Genomic DNA, 15,521 nt, shown 5'->3' with positions numbered 1-15,521 from the left:
GAGCCAACTGAGCCAACTGAGCCAACTGAGCCAACTGAGCCAACTGAGCCAACTGAGCCAAAGCCTAAAACCAAAACAAAGGCTAAAGCAACGACTAAAACTGATAACGAGTAAAAACTATGGGCAAGTTTATTGATTGGATGACTGGCAAAAAATCAGCAAGCACTGCCCAACCGGTCAATGGCGGCGATGTTTGGCATACGATACACGAGCCGAGCACCGGCGCATGGCAGCGTAATCAAGAAATAGAAGTCAGCAAAAACGACCAGATGCGACACCATGCAGTGTTTGCTTGCATCTCTTTGATCACACGCGATATTGGCAAGTTAAAAATTAAGACTAAAAAAAAGGTTGATGGCGTCAGCCAAGTCTGCGATAGCCAAGTCAAAAAGCTTTTGGCCAAACCCAATGAATTTCAAAACTGGCAACAATTTGCGGAAGCTTGGGCAACTAGCAAATCCACATCTGGCAATGTCTACGTCTGGAAAGTCCGCAATATTTATGGCGATGTGTGGAAACTGCAAATACTCAATCCTGAACGTACCAAACCACTGGTCGATCCTAATGGCAATGTGTTTTATCAAGTACGTCGTGACCGTTTGTTTGATTTGTCTGAAGATGTTGTATTCCCAGCGTCTGAGATTATCCACGACCGGTTTAATTGCTTTTATCATCCGCTGGTTGGGCTATCACCAATCACCGCTTGTGCGCTATCAGCCAGTCAAGGCATCAGTATTCAGCGCAATGCTCAGTCATTTTTCGCAAACGAGTCACGCCCATCTGGGATATTAACCGCACCTGGCGCCATCAGTGAAAGCAATAGCAACGAGCTTAAAGAGAATTGGGAAAAAAACTATTCTCAGGGTGGTAGAGGTGGAACAGCAGTACTGAGCGACGGCATGACTTATGTGCCCATGTCTGTGGCTGCACATGACGCTCAGCTCGTTGAACAATTGAAGATGTCAGGCGAAATCGTTTGTACGGCATTTAGTGTCCCTGCTTTTAAAGTAGGGCTTGCAACATTACCCGGTGGCAAGATCAGCGACCATAACGATATCTATTACAGCGACTGCTTGCAGCACTACATTGAGAGCATTGAGACGTTGCTTAACCAACACTTGGAATTGGAAGATGGCGTTGAAGTTGAATTTTGTCTTGATGCTCTATTGCGAATGGATGCTAGCAGTCAGATGGACTATTTAGACAAAGGTGTTAAAGGCGCAATCATGTCTCCAAACGAAGCCCGCGCTAAGATTGGTTTAGCAGCGGTACCAGGTGGCGAAAGTCCAATGATTCAGCAACAGAACTTTAGCCTTGCTGCCATAGCCAAGCGCGACAGTGGCGACCCATTTGCCAAAGCTGCCACCCCTACTCCTGACACTGGAGAGACACAAGGAGCCGATGATGGATTGGGTAACGCTTAACGAAGTAAAGCATCATCTACGCTATGACGATGATGCCAACGATACAAACTTAACGATGTATATCTTAGCCGCTGAGTCAGCGATAAAACGTTATATCACTGAAGAGATACCAGCAGCCGGCACTGATGATATCAAGATCGCTACGCTGATGTTAGTCGGCTACTTTGATGAAAATCGAAGCCCTGATAAAGATACGCCCAGCAATGGAAATTATTTGCCACAGCCAGTCGTGTCTTTGCTCTACCCCTATCGGCTCCCTACTGTTACATAAGGAGGATTATGAAAGCCAGCGCCTTACGCAATCGCGTTACTGTGCATGAGCCCGTTAACATCGCTTCCCCAATGGGCGGCAGCAGTAGCACATCATGGACGCCCACCCACACATTATCAGCTAACGTTACACCATTATCAGTCAAGGATGTCATCAATGCCCAAGCAGCTGACAGTGAGACACGCGCCCGTTGTGTGTTGCGCTATCGCACTGATATCACTAGCAAGATGCGCATCGAACACCGTGGCAATATGTATGCCATCGATGGCGACCCACTACCTGACGACGATAGCGGTCTTGAGTACATCACGCTGATGTTAAAGAGTGTCACATGAGCGATGGAGGCAGCTGCGAAGTACTGGGTCTCGAAGAGCTTGAGGCTAAGCTCGCTGTGCTCGACAACAAACTCGCTGGTAAAGCCATATATGGCGCATTGGGCTATGCTCTTACGCCTGTCGTTAAGGACGCTAAGAAGTTCGCCGCAAAAGCTAAAGAACCTCACACGGTTGTTTATTCAAACGGCAAAAAAATACCTGTCAAACCTGGCCTATTACGCACAGCTATTAAAAAACGGCGTGTACCAAAGTCAGAAATGAAAGGAGAATTTGCGCAAGGTGCTGCAATGGGTATGTATATCGGCACTGGACGCAATAAAGTTTATCCAAACTACTGGTACTTCGTTGAGCATGGTACATCTACACAGCCTGCTACACCGTTTATCCGTCCTGCTTTTGATAATAATATCCAGCTGATACTTGAACGATTTAGCGAAAAGCTTAATGAAAACATTGATAAATATTCGGAGTGATTATGATCGCAAGTGTCCAACTGGTGCAAACGATAGGGCTATTGGTCAACGGTCGTATATATCCATTACGTATTGATGAAAATGAAGATAGCGCGCCGCCATATATCATTTACCAAGAAGTCAGCAGTCAGCCTGAAATTACAGACGATGGCATCACTGGTCATGAATGGACCCGTATGCAAATCGATGTTTATCACCCTGACAAATATAAAGTTAGATTGTTAGCAAATAAGGTCGTCAATACTATCAACGATCAAATCAAACCTAGCATTTACGATGGTCAACAGCAAATGTATGACGCGTCAAGCGAGTTATATCGTCAGTCTATCGACTACGAATTTTGGCAAACAACCCCAACTGAATAAAAGGAAAATCACATGACAGCAATTACCGATGGCTTATCTGACAGCCAGCATATCTTAAAAATCAGTACTGATGACGGGGCGACCTTTGTAAAGGTGCCGCTATTAACCAGTATAGACATGATTGACCAAAAGAAATCAATCGATGAAATTACAACAACTGATGCCCGCAATACGCAAAAAGCAGTTGTTGATTTTACCGAAGTCAATGATTTGGCATTTGAGTTGGTCTACAAACCCACTGACCCGCAACACGTTAAGCTCAAAGCTGCTTATGACAACAATGAAGTGGTGCAGTGTGAAATCCATTTTGATGATGCCGCTGTATCTGGTTATGCATTTGACGGCATGATCTCAGAGTTTAGCAACGTCACCGACCCTAAAAAGAAATTGCGCAAAAAAGGTATGATCATCATTGGTAGCGATGTGACTGAGATTACATCTGCGCCGTAATAACCCGCCAATCTGTATCGATGACCGCCCACTTAATCGTGGGCTTTTCTTTATCCAATTTTAGAGACCTTTATCATGGCCAAAACCGCCGCACAACGCAAAGCCAACCCACTTGGACGCACTACCTTACTTGCCGCCATCGCCTCATCAGCCCTGCTAGCACCATCACGACTCCCTATCAAAGAGCTGGATGCTGACGTATTCGTAAAGCGCATGACGTTGGGTGAACGCGAGCAATACTTTGAAGACATGAAAGAAGTCGTCGGCAAAGGCAATATCGAAGCCTTTATCATTGCTATCGTTGATGAGAACAACGAGCCATTGTTTACGCTAGATGATGTCGAGGTCGTCAAGACCATTCCGCCAGTGCTGACTGATGCTGTATTGGCTGAGTTTAATATTATCAACCGATTCGTCCGAAAACCGCTTGCAAATAAAGCCGAAGTGGACGAACCACAGGAAGATGAAGACCTAAAAAACTCCTAACCCGGCGGGATAAATTCTTTAAATTTAAACTCGCTGGGCATCTATCAAAAACAGTCGCAGAGATTGACGCTGTTATGGGCATCGATGAGCTACGTGAGTGGCAAGCCTTTGACCGCGTCAATCCTATTGGCGACTATCGCACAGACTTAAACTTTGCAGCGCTCATGCAGCAAATAGCCGCGTGGTCTGGTCATTGCAAAGAAGCACCAAGCCTAAAAGACTTGCTTGTGATTGACCCGTTCCCACGCACCAATGAGCAACGTGCTATTGAAACTGCAAAAGCAGATGCTGAACGTAGCCAAGCCTACACAGAATCACTGATAGCTACTCTGAAACGTCGCGCAAAAAAATAAGGATTGCACCATGGCAAAGGTATTACAGCGCTTAGATATTTTACTCTTTGCCAACACCGCGCAGTACCGTAGCGAGATGCGCGACACGCAGCAAAGCACCACTACGATGATGGGTGCTATCAAAGCTGATGCCGCAAACATGGCTAAGGTCGGCGCAGCTGCTTTTGCTGGTATGGCAGCAGCCGGGACTGCGGCCATCGGCGTGATGATCAAAGAGCAAACAGAACTGGCAAATGAAATCGTCAAACTCGCTAAAGTCTCGAACACTAATATCGATGTGATGCAAAAACACATCGTTGCAGCGCGCGCTATGGGCGTTGAGCAAGAAACGTTAGGTGATATCTATAAGGACACGCAAGACAAAATCGGTGATTTTCTAACCACCGGCGGCGGTGCGATGGCAGACTTTTTTGAAAGCATGCCACCTAGCGTAGACATGACCGCTGAGAGCTTCCGCAACTTATCAGGGCCTGATGCCTTGCAGCGGTATTACAACGGCTTACAGGAAGCCAATCTAAGCAACTCTGAACTCATCTTTTACATGGAGTCTATTGCATCCGATGCATCGTTGCTGATCCCATTACTCCATGATAATGGCGCTGGGTTTGATGTGTGGGCAGAAGCGGCTGAAAATGCCGGCGTCATCATGGATGAAAAAACAGTCGCTGCTACTCAAGACTTAATAGCAGCAAACAGCCTTTTGACACTGTCTGTCGAAGGTGCAAAAACCCAGTTTACCAGTGCATTTATCCCAGTACTGGCAGATGTCGCTGATGAGTTGGTAGGTACAGCAGGCGCATCGGATCTAGCACGCGAAATGGGCGAAGACTTAGTCGTTGTCTTTAAGAGCGTGGCAAAGGTCGGCATCGGTGTCGCCGCAGTGTTTGACGTGGTTGGCAGCAGCATTGGCGGCGTCGCCGCAACTGTTGGCGGATTGCTCAATGGTGTTAGCATGATGGACAGTGTGTGGGTTACGTCCCTTAAGATTGCCCAAAACTTTGGCTCTGCAAATGAGATTGCAAGATTGGCAGATCAAGATATCTCTGCATCTTTAGCAGGTTATGCTAAACAGTTAGAGTTTATCGACAACTTAGGTAGTGGCAAGCGTGAAAGCCGCTTTCTTACCGCTGCAAAACAGCAAGAAGAGTTGCGCAGGCAACTGGGCTTGACCGGTCAAGCTGTACAAGCAAATGCGCAAGCTGAAGCCGATGCTGCAAAAGCAGCTGAAGCCAATGCTAAGAAACAAGCATCCGCTGCAAAAGCAGCCAGTAAAGCCGCGGCGCTCATTCCCAAAGCTGTTAGTGACGCCATATTAGATGGTGCAAAGAAACTAGGCATTAATCCAAACGATCTCGCTGCTGTCATATCTTTTGAGACTGGTGGTACATTCAACACCAATGCAAGAAATCCAACATCATCTGCCACTGGCTTAATCCAGTTTATGGAAGGCAGCGACAATAAAGCTGATGGTAAGTATTTTGGCATGACACGTGACCAGTTTGGCAGCTTGCTTCCACTTCAGCAGATGGATCATGTTGTCTCTTATCTCAAAGGTCGCGGCATTGGACCAGGCGCTGGTGTTGCTGAAGTATACGATGCTGTCGCTGGGTACGGCTATAAGCGAGGTAGTGCAGGCTATGAGTCAAACAAAGTATGGGATGTCAACAAAGATGGTGTAGTCGCTAAAGGCGAAGCAGTAACTGGTAAGCGTTTTAAAGCGCATATTAAAGATTACTACGGCGATGGCGTCGCTATTGCTCAACAGTCAATTAGCCAAATAATGCAAAGCGAAGTCACAGCTGCTGCTGAACAAGCAAAAGTTGCAGAACAGCTCGCCAAAGATCGCAATGCCATCCGGTTAGAGTACGGCGACGAAGCCATGCGCATCGAGGAACAGCTAAAAACTGCCATCTTAAAAATTGATGCCAGTGGCTTTAATGATGACGAGCGCACCGCCTTTATCGATGATGCTATCGATGTCGCCAATGCCAAATTGGCACAAATGCAGCTTGCGCATGATCAAGAAATGCAATACGCCCAGCAAGCCGAGCAAACAGACGCTGAACGCATTCGCAATCAATATGCGCTTGAACGCCGTGAAATCCAATTAACAGTTAATATGGATGAGCAGCTGCGCAAAGCTAAGATTGACGCGCTTAATCAAGCTGAGCAACTGGCACTTGATGAACGCCGGTATGCTTACGAGCGTGAGCTTAGAGATTTAACCAGCATTGGCCAATCAGATCTAGCAGCTCTACGTCAGTCATATGCAGATCAGCGACGTGTATTAGATGCTCGAACTGATATTGATGACGGTCAAAAGTCTGGCTTACGTAACGCGATGGCTAGCTCTGAGATATACAACGTCAATGAATTACAGAAAGGACCGCGTGACGCTTTTGAGTCTCAGCAAGCACAGCTTGGTGGCTATTCTCAGCAATACGGACTTGAGCAGCAACTCAAACAGCAGCTCGAAGTGATTGAGAATGCTAAAAAAGCCGAACTACTGACTGTTGAAACTTACGAACAGGCTAAGTTTGCAGCGCAGCAAGAATATCAGCAACAAACTCAGGCAATGATGTTAGCTTCAGCGGATCAACAATTTGGCTCAGTGACTGAAGTCATGCGCGTAGCATTTGGTGAACAAAACGTCTTGTATCAAGCTGCCTTTATTTATCAAAAAGGTTTGGCCGGCGCTCAGGCATTACTCAATATTCCTAAATCTTATAGTGATGCATTCGCAGCAACTGTTGGTATCCCCTTCGTTGGCCCAGCGCTAGCTCCAATTGCGGGTGCAGCAGCAGCCGCTTTACAATTTGGTCAAAAAGTATTGATTGATAAAGTTGAAACACCATCGATGCCAGGGTTTGAAGTTGGTGGTTATACAGGCGCAGGCGGCACATCTGACGTCGCAGGGCTTGTGCATAAAGAAGAGTTTGTTGCCAATGCGCCAACGACTAAGCGGTTTCGACCAGAACTGGAAGCAATGCATGATGGCAGTTATGACGAAAAATACCGTCAACCTAACATCAGTACTATGCCTATCGTCAATATCCATAACTACACTGGTGCGCCAGTTACCCAGCGTCAAAACAGCAATGGTGAGTTAGAGATTATGATTGGCGAAGAGCTTAATAAGCAGCTGCCAGCCATGGTCAGCGATCCATCGAGTAAGTTTAATAAAACACTGCAAAATCAATATCACCTTCAGCGGAGTTTATAACATGGCAGATTTACCCAAGCTCCGCCTAAAGCCATTACGTGAGGGCTATTCTTTTAATTTGGGTCGTCAGACAGTGACGACCCAAACAGAGAGTGGTCAACCAAGGCAGCGCAAGGCAAGCGTCGGTACAGTGCATACGCTCAGCCCTACCTACAAATGCACTCGCGTGCAAATGCAATATTTGCACGCATTTTTGCGTGCTTATGAAGCTCAGCCATTTTTAGCGTACCTGCTCATTGATGATATCGATCACAAATGGTACGAGTGTCGCATAGTCAGTGACGACATACCTGTGAGCGCATTGGGTGATCAAATATTTACGGTGCAGCTCAGCATCACAGCGACACCAATCAGCCCATCCCTACAAGCCGACCTCGTAAATATCTCCGCATACGACGTATCTGATGGTAATCCCAAGCTATTTTTTTACTTACTTGAGCAGCTCGTTAATGTTGATTTGCCTAATGCACCATGAGGTTTTTGATGACAAGTGATAAAGAGATTGAGCACTGGCTGCGCGGCACTCACGATGACGTACGAGTCGAATGTATAGACATTATCCACCCATCGTTTACTAAACACTATCGATTTGTACGCAATGCGACGAAAGGCGTTCGCATCAAAACGGAAGATGGCTATTGGCGTGATTACGAATATCTACCGATGTCGATTAAGCCTGGTACATCAGCAGACGACCTACAACAAAGCTTTACCATTGGCATTGGTGATGTGGGTGAGATTATGCCCCGCGAGCTTGACCGACTGCGCAACGGCAGCTATCCACAAGTGCGCCCTACCGTTAATTACCGCGTGTATCTGACCAGTGATTTAAGCGAACCCAGCTTGTCAGTACGTGGTCTTGAGGTCACAGACAATCAACAGAAAAAAGAAGGCGCTGTGTTTGCGTGCAAAGCGCGTGAGCTGAACAAAAACAGCACCGGCATTACGTTTAACTACTCTGATTGGGCAGCACTGAGGTATTTCTAATGGCTTTCAAATTGAAAAAATACGTCAGCAAACGATACGACGACGAAATCTATAACTGTCTGCATTTCGCTGTTGATGCGTATCGCGACATATCTGGCCACGACATGGGTTTATATGTCAGTGAGCTTATGACTGGACGCGCCAAGCGCCGAGTAATTGTCAAAAAGCTAAAAGAGTTCAAGCCAATCGCAGATCCGATTAACACTTGCCTTGCTGTCATGCACGGCGCAGAACTGCATATCGGCATATATCACAACGGCAAAATTATACATTTCAACGAGCAAGGCGTACAAGCCCAGCCGCCACATATTGCCGAAATCAACCATGGCCGGATAAAATATTATGCGATCTCACATTGAATTAATCATCATTAATAACGCGATGGCATACGCTTGCGATGAGTCTGCATGTAAGATTATGCATGGTGACGACTTAATGGCAATGGTTAAGAGCGTCTATCCAAACGGTCAGCCACTCAATACATTTTGGTATCTTGACCGCTGGGACGATGCCTGTGATGTCACACCAAAAACTGCTGCTGACATGCACATACTTGATGACGATGGCGGTACGATATATATCGTGACTTACCCTGCCGCTGCTGTCTTTAGTCCTATCGCCAAAGTCATTAATAAAGTTTTTTCTTTCTTCGTACCAGAGCAACCGGTCGCAGTCAGTCCAACCGCCCCACCCTCGCCAAATAATGCACTGGCGCAGCGATCAAACACACAGCGCACTGGTGGACGCGTAGCAGATGTATACGGCACTCTACTCGCTTTTTTTGATTTGTTTGCGCCAACGTACAGTATGTACATCAATCACAAGGAGGTTGAGTTTAGTGCTATGACGATCGGGCGCGGTCAGTATCTCGTCGCTAATATGTTTGATGATACCACCCCACTTGCTCAACTATTGGGCGCATGTGGCCTCGTATTTGACCCAAACTACAGTATCAACGACAATCCATCACATCAATTTGGTACGGCATTCACAGCCGAAGAAGCAGCACTATCACGATTTGCCGCAAAGCGATACACGTCAGTAAATGGCCAAACTTTAAATGCACCAGACGCCTATACAACCAAAAGCGTTATCTTCAAAAACCCAAATATCATTGAAACGAATGACCCAATAGACTATAGAGACAGCTTTAAAGTGGGCGATGTACTACTAATCGAAGGTGCTGAAGGCCTTAAATCAGGCAATAATCTAACAGCAAGCGAGGAAGAAAATGCCGATATTATTGAATACTCTTTAAATGGCCAATACGTCATTGCCAGTGTCACCGAAAAGCAGTTAACTATTTCTGACCCAGCACTTATCAACACTGATTGGCAACGACTGGACGACAATGTTGATTTTACTGTTGAAAGTGATGCTGTGACGTTATCAACCGAAACATCACCGCTATGGCAAGGTTATCATTATACAAACCAGAAAGATCATGAGGCGGCCTATGTCAACATCATCGCACCCAACGGCCTATATGATGGTGAACCAAGCGGACGCTGGAAGGGCCTTAGAGTATATGGTGCTATTGAGTCTGAGTTAGTTGATTCCTCCGACAACCCAGTAACTGGCACTCGCCATAGCCAAGTATTCACCATCGCCTCGCCTGACAGCGATCGTTACCAATGGCGTGCGATGGAAGGTGGCTATGATGAAACGACCGTCGATACTAAAAACGATAAGCTGCGTGGCACAGCCGCCGTCACTGTCAAGATTGAGAATCCATATTTTGGCGTCGGCAAGCGCTTAAGGTTTTGGATAGCTCGCACATCGAATGCCATTACTGACGAAAGCGCCGGCATTGTTGACGAAATAAAAATCAAAGATTTTTACGGTACCAGGATGCTCAATGATGGCGATTATCCAAAAGGTGCCACTAAAATATATCTAAAACAGCTAGCGACTGAAGGCGCATTGGCTGTCAAGGATCGAAAAGCAAAAGGCCTGGTCACAAGACTCGTAAAAGACTGGCGCAACGGTGATGCACTTATCGCATCTACGCGCATCGATGACATTATTTATGACATCGCAACAGACCCCATCACCAGCACAATGAATGCTGATGACTTGGATATGCCACAGATCTCAGCTGCTGTTGATGCTCAGATTGCCTACTTCGGTACTCCGCTATGTGCTCAATTTTCTGGTACGTTTGATAGTACAGATATTACCACTGAAGAGATGATACAAGCCGTTGCCGGCGCTGGGTTTTTTACTGCTCATAGAGTGAACAACAAAGCGCATTTACAGTTTGAAATGCCTGAAGATTTGCCAATAGCTAACTTCAACAGCCATAACATCCTACCAGATACTTTTGAATGGTCTGAGACGTTTGGCCCACGCAATGATTACGATGGTCAAGTCGTCACTTACGTTGACCCTAACGATAACGACACACGTACCACGCTTACTTATCCTGCCGACACCACGCCTACCAACCCCGATACGAAGAATAAGGATCTCGTCGGCGTACGCAACAAAGTGCAAGCGCACATGCATCTCATGCGCAGGCACTGGAAGAACCAACTCGCATACAATAACGTGTCGATAACCGCTGCTGATGAGTCAGCGATTATCATACCAAGTAATAAAGTGAGCATTGCAAATCAAAATCGTGCTGATACACAGCAAGGTGCTGTCATAGGATTGACAGTTAATGAAAGCGCTCAGACGATACTCACATTGAGCAACGATGTTGATTTCGTCGGAAAAACAGAAGGCACTGTGTTTGTCCAGACCGTTGTGGCAATTGTAGATAATATCAAGTGTCGCCCAAGCGATAATCCAAGAGAGATTATATTAGACCGCCCACCGTCGTATCCAATAAGCACAGACTATAGCGCACCTGTGCGCGCTACTTATAACCTAGTCACTCATGACGATTTGGATAAAGACAATTATATTGTCACGATCAAAGGACCTGGTGACAGCTCTATGTCTAATAGATTAGATGCTATGAATTACACAGCTAAGTACTATCAGAATGACAAAGACTATATAAACGGCTTGATAGCCTAAATTAATTTAAACATACTATCAACACTGAAATTTTTTGGAGCTAAAAATGCCTGATGATATTTTACAGTTTTATGCGGATGGTCGTGTTGACATTCAAACTATGAAAACTTATGTTAATACTACCGACCCTGATGAGATGGTTGAGCGTCGACTTGCACCATCAATTCGCCCGCTGATATTTTGGGACATATTTTTTGCTGGTTTAGCAAATAGTGCTGTGAGAGCGACAATACAATCAGGCGTGGTACAAGCGGACAAATTGATTGTTAAAAATAAGCAAAAAGAACGCCTATTATTTATTGGTGACTCTTTAACTGAGCTGCAAACAGGGGCAACTTATGCAAAGCCTTTAGTTAAGCGCTTAGCACCAATGTATGGTGGCATGGGTGAGTTTGGGTACACTCCTTTAACGACCAGTCACGCCAAACATCAAGGCTCTAACGCACAAATAAAAGTTAGCCGAACATCACCATCTACTGTGATAAATATGTGGGGACCGTCAGACAGAAAATGGGATTTATCACCATATAAGTATTCGCCAGACGGTCAAGGTATGATGGTTGAATCAGCCAATGCTGAGGCTATATACATCAGTACTGTAGGGCTACTCAAATGCACTAAGGTGCGTGTATTTTATTTAAAGCAGCCCAACGGTTGCAAATTCACTATTGGCTTCCAAGATCAATTACCGACAGCTAGATTGTTGGTTGATACTCAAAATAATACCGAGCAACTGGCTTTTGTAGATATTGGCGTTGAGTTTTTATCTCAAATATTGCAATTCCAATTAGATGGCTCAGGTAAAAAGTTTGCAGCATATGGTGTACAATTTATTGATGAGTCAAGAGCTGACGGTATTACTTACGACCTGATGGCACGTAGTGGCGTGTCATTGTATGAACACAATCAGCTTGTGAATATTGAGACGTATTATGCACAATTGAAACCAAGCATTGCAGTAATTAATATCGGCACAAATGATGCTATCAATACAATTGATAGGCAAACGAAGGTGCAATTTAAAACCAACTTCCAAACTTGGATTAATAGATTGCGTGGTGTCCAGCCTAATTGCCGCATCTATGTTGTTGAGCCGAATAAACCTGAGTTTTATGGATTAGCTAGTGACCCGCGTGGCGTATTATTAGAAGAATTTACAGCAGTCAGAAAAGAAATAGTTACTGAAAATAGTAATATTTATTTTATCGATGTGCCTAAACTTGTCGGTGATTATGCCAAGTTCTTGGATAATGATTGGCTAACAGACGCAATTCACCCGAACGCCATCGGCAAAGGTATGATTGCAAGCGCAGTTTTTAATTACATGCTGAGCATCGAAGACACTGTCAGCTATGACACTATATTGCCGACAGTGCGCACATTGACAGCATTAACGCCTATCGCTAGTAAAGTCGCTATAACATCTGTGTGGTCAACTATCGCAAAATACGGCATCAGTAAAAATAGTGTGAACGCCTATTTTGATATTACTGTCGCTAGTAGCACGACGGGAAGACAGTGGACTAGCAATCTAAAATTTTATGCTTATCGCACAGGCGCAGCAGGGAATGCAATTACCGATATTAGAGGCTCTTTATCATCAGTTGTGTTTAGAGCCGACGCTTTTAGTTCGGTTACGAATATAGAGTTAAGAGCTGTCAAAAGCGCTGATAACTACATCGAGATACAAGCAAAACTAACGTCACCAGACAATACGCAAGCGAATGAATGGACCTTGACTGGCAAGGCGGAAGCCGCAGTGCCTAACTTCTTGGTAGAGCTGTAAAACCATTGAATTAAATCAAACCCCTTAAATGGGGTTTTTTATTATCTAAAATTTGAGAGGACGATATGCCACAGAACACACCGTTTTTGGAGCTAATCATACTAAAGCTGATGGTATTTCTGCCAAAAGTATTCGCAGCTGTCATCGGTGCAATATTTGGATTGATGCTATCAGGTGACATCGGTAAAGACGGTAAGATACAAGTTAATATGTCAGTGATAATCAAGTTTACTATTGCTGTCACAATCTCGCTGTTTGGCGGCGCAGCGCATATTGAATTTATGGGCTATCAAGATTATAGCGTAATGACACAAGGCGCAATCATGCTTGTTTGGGCGGTGTTCGGTATGTTGGCCATAGGCATTGTTTATCAAGCCGTAGCCTTATGGCAGGGCAAGACGATTGCTGAAGTAATCAAAGAAGTCAAAGATGCAGCATTCGCAATATTCGGCAAATAATAGGAGTAAATCATGCAATTCAATCTACTAAAAACAGCGCGTCAGCTGACAGACATTGCTATCAAAAATAGTGAAATCGTTCAGCCGTATGTCAAAGCGAGTCACTACCGGCGTGGACTGCTTGCACTCAACGCACTGCATTACGCACTACGCATTGCAGATAAAGACAAATAACAATTAACATTAAATACAGCCCCATTTGGGGCTTTTTTAATGTCTAAAAAAGGATAAACATCATGGCAAAAGTTACTATCACAGCTGGTCACAGTAATACCGATCCTGGTGCAGTTGCCGGCAACGTCACTGAAGCCGAAATCACTACTGATATGCGCAACATCGTTGCTTATTGCCTACGCGATTTGGGTATTGAAGCAGTCACCGATGGCACCGGTAGCGAAAATGACACGTTGCGCAATGCAATTAAACTCATCAAGCAAGGTGAAGTCGCTATTGAGTTCCATTGCAACGCATTTCATCTGCCCACTGCTGGTGGCGTTGAAGCATTGGCGCAGCCTAAAGACAAAGCAATCTGCCAAAAGCTTTGTGAGGCAGTTAGTGACGTTTTGAGAATTCCAGTACGCGGTAGCGCTGGTGGTTTTAAGCCAGAAAACAGTGGTCAGCATTCAAGATTGGGCTACGTGCGCGAAGGCGGAATCATCTTAGAGCTATTTTTTATCTCTAATCCATCTGAGCTTGCCGCTTATCAGGCAAAAAAATGGCCACTAGCGCGTGAAATTGCAGACGTCATTGCAGACCATATTGGGGTTGGTTGTAAAGCTTAATCATGTCGCAGTTTTTGTCGCAGTTAGCGTAGAAACTATTTAAATCAATTTAAAAGTAAAAACATAAATATATGATTTCATTATATTAATTTTTCATTGATTTATATTAGGTTATATCAAAAAGAGTTCGAGTATCTCACACCCCTACTCGCACTCTTGGCACAGATTTTGGCACAGATTTCAAAACAACCATTGCATTGTATTACATTTAAAAATGGCAAACCCTTGTTTTATATACGCTCTACAATGCAATAATGTTATATTGCACACGTAGAACAGGTTCAAATCCTGCCGTTCCGACCAAGCATAGCAGTAATAGAGAAAAGCCAATCATTGTTTTCAATGGTTGGCTTTTTTTTGTGCTAAATTTGGCTGGTAATTGTATGATATTTGATTGAGCAAATAATAATAAAAATCTTGCCAGGCATGATGAATAATCTAAAGCCAGTCATCCATATAGTTTTAGGCTGGCTTGTCTTATATCTACTTTGATTTAATGGTGTGTAGAGGTGTGAATATGAGTAATAACGATATTGCATTAAGCTTTGATACCGCAGAATATTACAATCTACAAGAGGCTTGCGACTACTTAAACAGAAAATTTAAAACCGATAATATAACGCCGAAAAAACTACTTAAAAGAATTTATGAGTTTGATTTAGACACTTATATTTATGGTAGAGGGTTTTATTTAATGGGAAATCATTATCTCGATGAAGACAAATTGGATTTTTTAGATGAGTTAGATAAAGACAGTGAAGACTATCAAATCTATACAGCGCAAATAGATGCATATTTATTTTTTTGCGATGTAAAGCCCTCGTTAACTTGTAAAGAATTAGGCGTTTTTATCCAGCTAAGCAACAGAATGATTAGCAACTTACTTTTATTGGAACGAACTGAAATTAGTGACGAATGGGGAGATATTGAGGGCTTGTTACCACACAATAGACTAAATGCTAATCCAAAAGACGTAGAAGAATTTCTTTTGCCTAGTGACAAACCTAGCACATATGAAGGTCAAGACTATAACTTTGATAAAATCAAAGTGGTAGAAAGCAGATATCAGCCGATATTACCTAAAGAGAGCATCGAAGAGTA

Annotated in this window: 18 protein-coding genes; all 18 read left to right on the top strand. The window is 44.4% G+C overall.

Translation table 11 applies throughout. From position 1 onward, the window contains the following. Window positions 1-119: 119 nt before the first annotated feature. Window positions 120-1,424, top strand: coding sequence for a phage portal protein (locus CXF62_RS00490; RefSeq protein ID WP_228153115.1), 1,305 nt, complete (start codon window positions 120-122; stop codon window positions 1,422-1,424). After that, window positions 1,405-1,695: a head-tail connector protein gene (locus CXF62_RS00485; RefSeq protein ID WP_102092521.1), complete on the top strand. Its 291-nt coding sequence runs from the start codon at window positions 1,405-1,407 to the stop codon at window positions 1,693-1,695. Before CXF62_RS00490 ends, CXF62_RS00485 begins: the two co-directional genes overlap by 20 nt. Before the next feature lie 8 nt (window positions 1,696-1,703). Further along, window positions 1,704-2,030, top strand: a complete 327-nt coding sequence (locus CXF62_RS00480; protein WP_228153114.1) for a phage head closure protein — start codon at window positions 1,704-1,706, stop codon at window positions 2,028-2,030. Further along, window positions 2,027-2,503 carry an HK97-gp10 family putative phage morphogenesis protein gene (locus tag CXF62_RS00475; RefSeq protein ID WP_102092519.1) on the top strand — a complete coding sequence of 159 codons (477 nt, stop codon included), beginning with the start codon at window positions 2,027-2,029 and terminating at the stop codon, window positions 2,501-2,503. Before CXF62_RS00480 ends, CXF62_RS00475 begins: the two co-directional genes overlap by 4 nt. Window positions 2,504-2,505: 2 nt before the next feature. Next, window positions 2,506-2,868 carry a tail completion protein gp17 gene (gene gp17 / locus CXF62_RS00470; protein WP_102092518.1) on the top strand — a complete coding sequence of 121 codons (363 nt, stop codon included), beginning with the start codon at window positions 2,506-2,508 and terminating at the stop codon, window positions 2,866-2,868. A 12-nt stretch (window positions 2,869-2,880) separates the two neighbouring features. Further along, window positions 2,881-3,318, top strand: coding sequence for a hypothetical protein (locus CXF62_RS00465; protein WP_102092517.1), 438 nt, complete (start codon window positions 2,881-2,883; stop codon window positions 3,316-3,318). 75 nt (window positions 3,319-3,393) lie between these two features. Next, window positions 3,394-3,804, top strand: a complete 411-nt coding sequence (locus tag CXF62_RS00460; protein WP_102092516.1) for a hypothetical protein — start codon at window positions 3,394-3,396, stop codon at window positions 3,802-3,804. Window positions 3,805-3,878: 74 nt separating this feature from the next. After that, window positions 3,879-4,157: a phage tail assembly protein T gene (locus CXF62_RS00455; protein ID WP_102092515.1), complete on the top strand. Its 279-nt coding sequence runs from the start codon at window positions 3,879-3,881 to the stop codon at window positions 4,155-4,157. 10 nt (window positions 4,158-4,167) lie between these two features. Beyond that, window positions 4,168-7,380: a hypothetical protein gene (locus tag CXF62_RS00450; RefSeq protein ID WP_102092514.1), complete on the top strand. Its 3,213-nt coding sequence runs from the start codon at window positions 4,168-4,170 to the stop codon at window positions 7,378-7,380. Window position 7,381: 1 nt separating this feature from the next. Next, a complete protein-coding gene (locus tag CXF62_RS00445) occupies window positions 7,382-7,855 on the top strand; it encodes a hypothetical protein (protein ID WP_102092513.1) in 474 nt (157 codons plus the stop codon). An 8-nt stretch (window positions 7,856-7,863) separates the two neighbouring features. Further along, window positions 7,864-8,367, top strand: a complete 504-nt coding sequence (locus CXF62_RS00440; protein WP_102092512.1) for a DUF1833 family protein — start codon at window positions 7,864-7,866, stop codon at window positions 8,365-8,367. Beyond that, window positions 8,367-8,726, top strand: coding sequence for a hypothetical protein (locus tag CXF62_RS00435; protein ID WP_102092511.1), 360 nt, complete (start codon window positions 8,367-8,369; stop codon window positions 8,724-8,726). The genes CXF62_RS00440 and CXF62_RS00435 overlap by 1 nt, the downstream gene beginning before the upstream one ends. After that, window positions 8,710-11,394 (top strand): host specificity factor TipJ family phage tail protein, encoded by a 2,685-nt coding sequence (locus CXF62_RS00430; RefSeq protein ID WP_102092510.1) that lies wholly within the window; start codon window positions 8,710-8,712, stop codon window positions 11,392-11,394. The genes CXF62_RS00435 and CXF62_RS00430 overlap by 17 nt, the downstream gene beginning before the upstream one ends. A 46-nt stretch (window positions 11,395-11,440) precedes the next feature. After that, window positions 11,441-13,180 carry an SGNH/GDSL hydrolase family protein gene (locus tag CXF62_RS00425; RefSeq protein ID WP_102092509.1) on the top strand — a complete coding sequence of 580 codons (1,740 nt, stop codon included), beginning with the start codon at window positions 11,441-11,443 and terminating at the stop codon, window positions 13,178-13,180. A 65-nt stretch (window positions 13,181-13,245) separates the two neighbouring features. Continuing rightward, window positions 13,246-13,638 carry a hypothetical protein gene (locus tag CXF62_RS00420; protein ID WP_102092508.1) on the top strand — a complete coding sequence of 131 codons (393 nt, stop codon included), beginning with the start codon at window positions 13,246-13,248 and terminating at the stop codon, window positions 13,636-13,638. Between the two features lie 12 nt (window positions 13,639-13,650). After that, the gene (locus tag CXF62_RS14620) at window positions 13,651-13,812 is read left to right on the top strand and encodes a hypothetical protein (RefSeq protein WP_185156566.1); all 162 of its coding nucleotides are present in this window, start codon (window positions 13,651-13,653) and stop codon (window positions 13,810-13,812) included. A gap of 62 nt (window positions 13,813-13,874) precedes the next feature. Next, entirely contained in the window at window positions 13,875-14,420 is a 546-nt protein-coding gene (locus CXF62_RS00415) for an N-acetylmuramoyl-L-alanine amidase (RefSeq protein ID WP_102092507.1), read from the top strand. A 517-nt stretch (window positions 14,421-14,937) separates the two neighbouring features. Beyond that, on the top strand, window positions 14,938-15,521 hold a 584-nt coding region (locus CXF62_RS00410), incomplete at its 3' end, for a hypothetical protein (RefSeq protein WP_145990506.1).

This window comes from Psychrobacter sp. MES7-P7E, assembly GCF_002863645.1.
In the GTDB taxonomy this organism is placed as follows: domain Bacteria; phylum Pseudomonadota; class Gammaproteobacteria; order Pseudomonadales; family Moraxellaceae; genus Psychrobacter.
Note: the sequence above shows the minus strand (reverse complement) of the source record. Positions and strands in the feature narration are given on the sequence as shown.

What these genes read in the sequence shown, in the direction of transcription:
- CXF62_RS00490 (WP_228153115.1), top strand. Translation starts at nt 120, where the DNA reads ATGGGCAAGTTTATTGATTGGATGACTGGCAAAAAATCAGCAAGCACT.
- CXF62_RS00485 (WP_102092521.1), top strand. Translation starts at nt 1,405, where the DNA reads ATGGATTGGGTAACGCTTAACGAAGTAAAGCATCATCTACGCTATGAC.
- CXF62_RS00480 (WP_228153114.1), top strand. Translation starts at nt 1,704, where the DNA reads ATGAAAGCCAGCGCCTTACGCAATCGCGTTACTGTGCATGAGCCCGTT.
- CXF62_RS00475 (WP_102092519.1), top strand. Translation starts at nt 2,027, where the DNA reads ATGAGCGATGGAGGCAGCTGCGAAGTACTGGGTCTCGAAGAGCTTGAG.
- gp17 (WP_102092518.1), top strand. Translation starts at nt 2,506, where the DNA reads ATGATCGCAAGTGTCCAACTGGTGCAAACGATAGGGCTATTGGTCAAC.
- CXF62_RS00465 (WP_102092517.1), top strand. Translation starts at nt 2,881, where the DNA reads ATGACAGCAATTACCGATGGCTTATCTGACAGCCAGCATATCTTAAAA.
- CXF62_RS00460 (WP_102092516.1), top strand. Translation starts at nt 3,394, where the DNA reads ATGGCCAAAACCGCCGCACAACGCAAAGCCAACCCACTTGGACGCACT.
- CXF62_RS00455 (WP_102092515.1), top strand. Translation starts at nt 3,879, where the DNA reads ATGGGCATCGATGAGCTACGTGAGTGGCAAGCCTTTGACCGCGTCAAT.
- CXF62_RS00450 (WP_102092514.1), top strand. Translation starts at nt 4,168, where the DNA reads ATGGCAAAGGTATTACAGCGCTTAGATATTTTACTCTTTGCCAACACC.
- CXF62_RS00445 (WP_102092513.1), top strand. Translation starts at nt 7,382, where the DNA reads ATGGCAGATTTACCCAAGCTCCGCCTAAAGCCATTACGTGAGGGCTAT.
- CXF62_RS00440 (WP_102092512.1), top strand. Translation starts at nt 7,864, where the DNA reads ATGACAAGTGATAAAGAGATTGAGCACTGGCTGCGCGGCACTCACGAT.
- CXF62_RS00435 (WP_102092511.1), top strand. Translation starts at nt 8,367, where the DNA reads ATGGCTTTCAAATTGAAAAAATACGTCAGCAAACGATACGACGACGAA.
- CXF62_RS00430 (WP_102092510.1), top strand. Translation starts at nt 8,710, where the DNA reads ATGCGATCTCACATTGAATTAATCATCATTAATAACGCGATGGCATAC.
- CXF62_RS00425 (WP_102092509.1), top strand. Translation starts at nt 11,441, where the DNA reads ATGCCTGATGATATTTTACAGTTTTATGCGGATGGTCGTGTTGACATT.
- CXF62_RS00420 (WP_102092508.1), top strand. Translation starts at nt 13,246, where the DNA reads ATGCCACAGAACACACCGTTTTTGGAGCTAATCATACTAAAGCTGATG.
- CXF62_RS14620 (WP_185156566.1), top strand. Translation starts at nt 13,651, where the DNA reads ATGCAATTCAATCTACTAAAAACAGCGCGTCAGCTGACAGACATTGCT.
- CXF62_RS00415 (WP_102092507.1), top strand. Translation starts at nt 13,875, where the DNA reads ATGGCAAAAGTTACTATCACAGCTGGTCACAGTAATACCGATCCTGGT.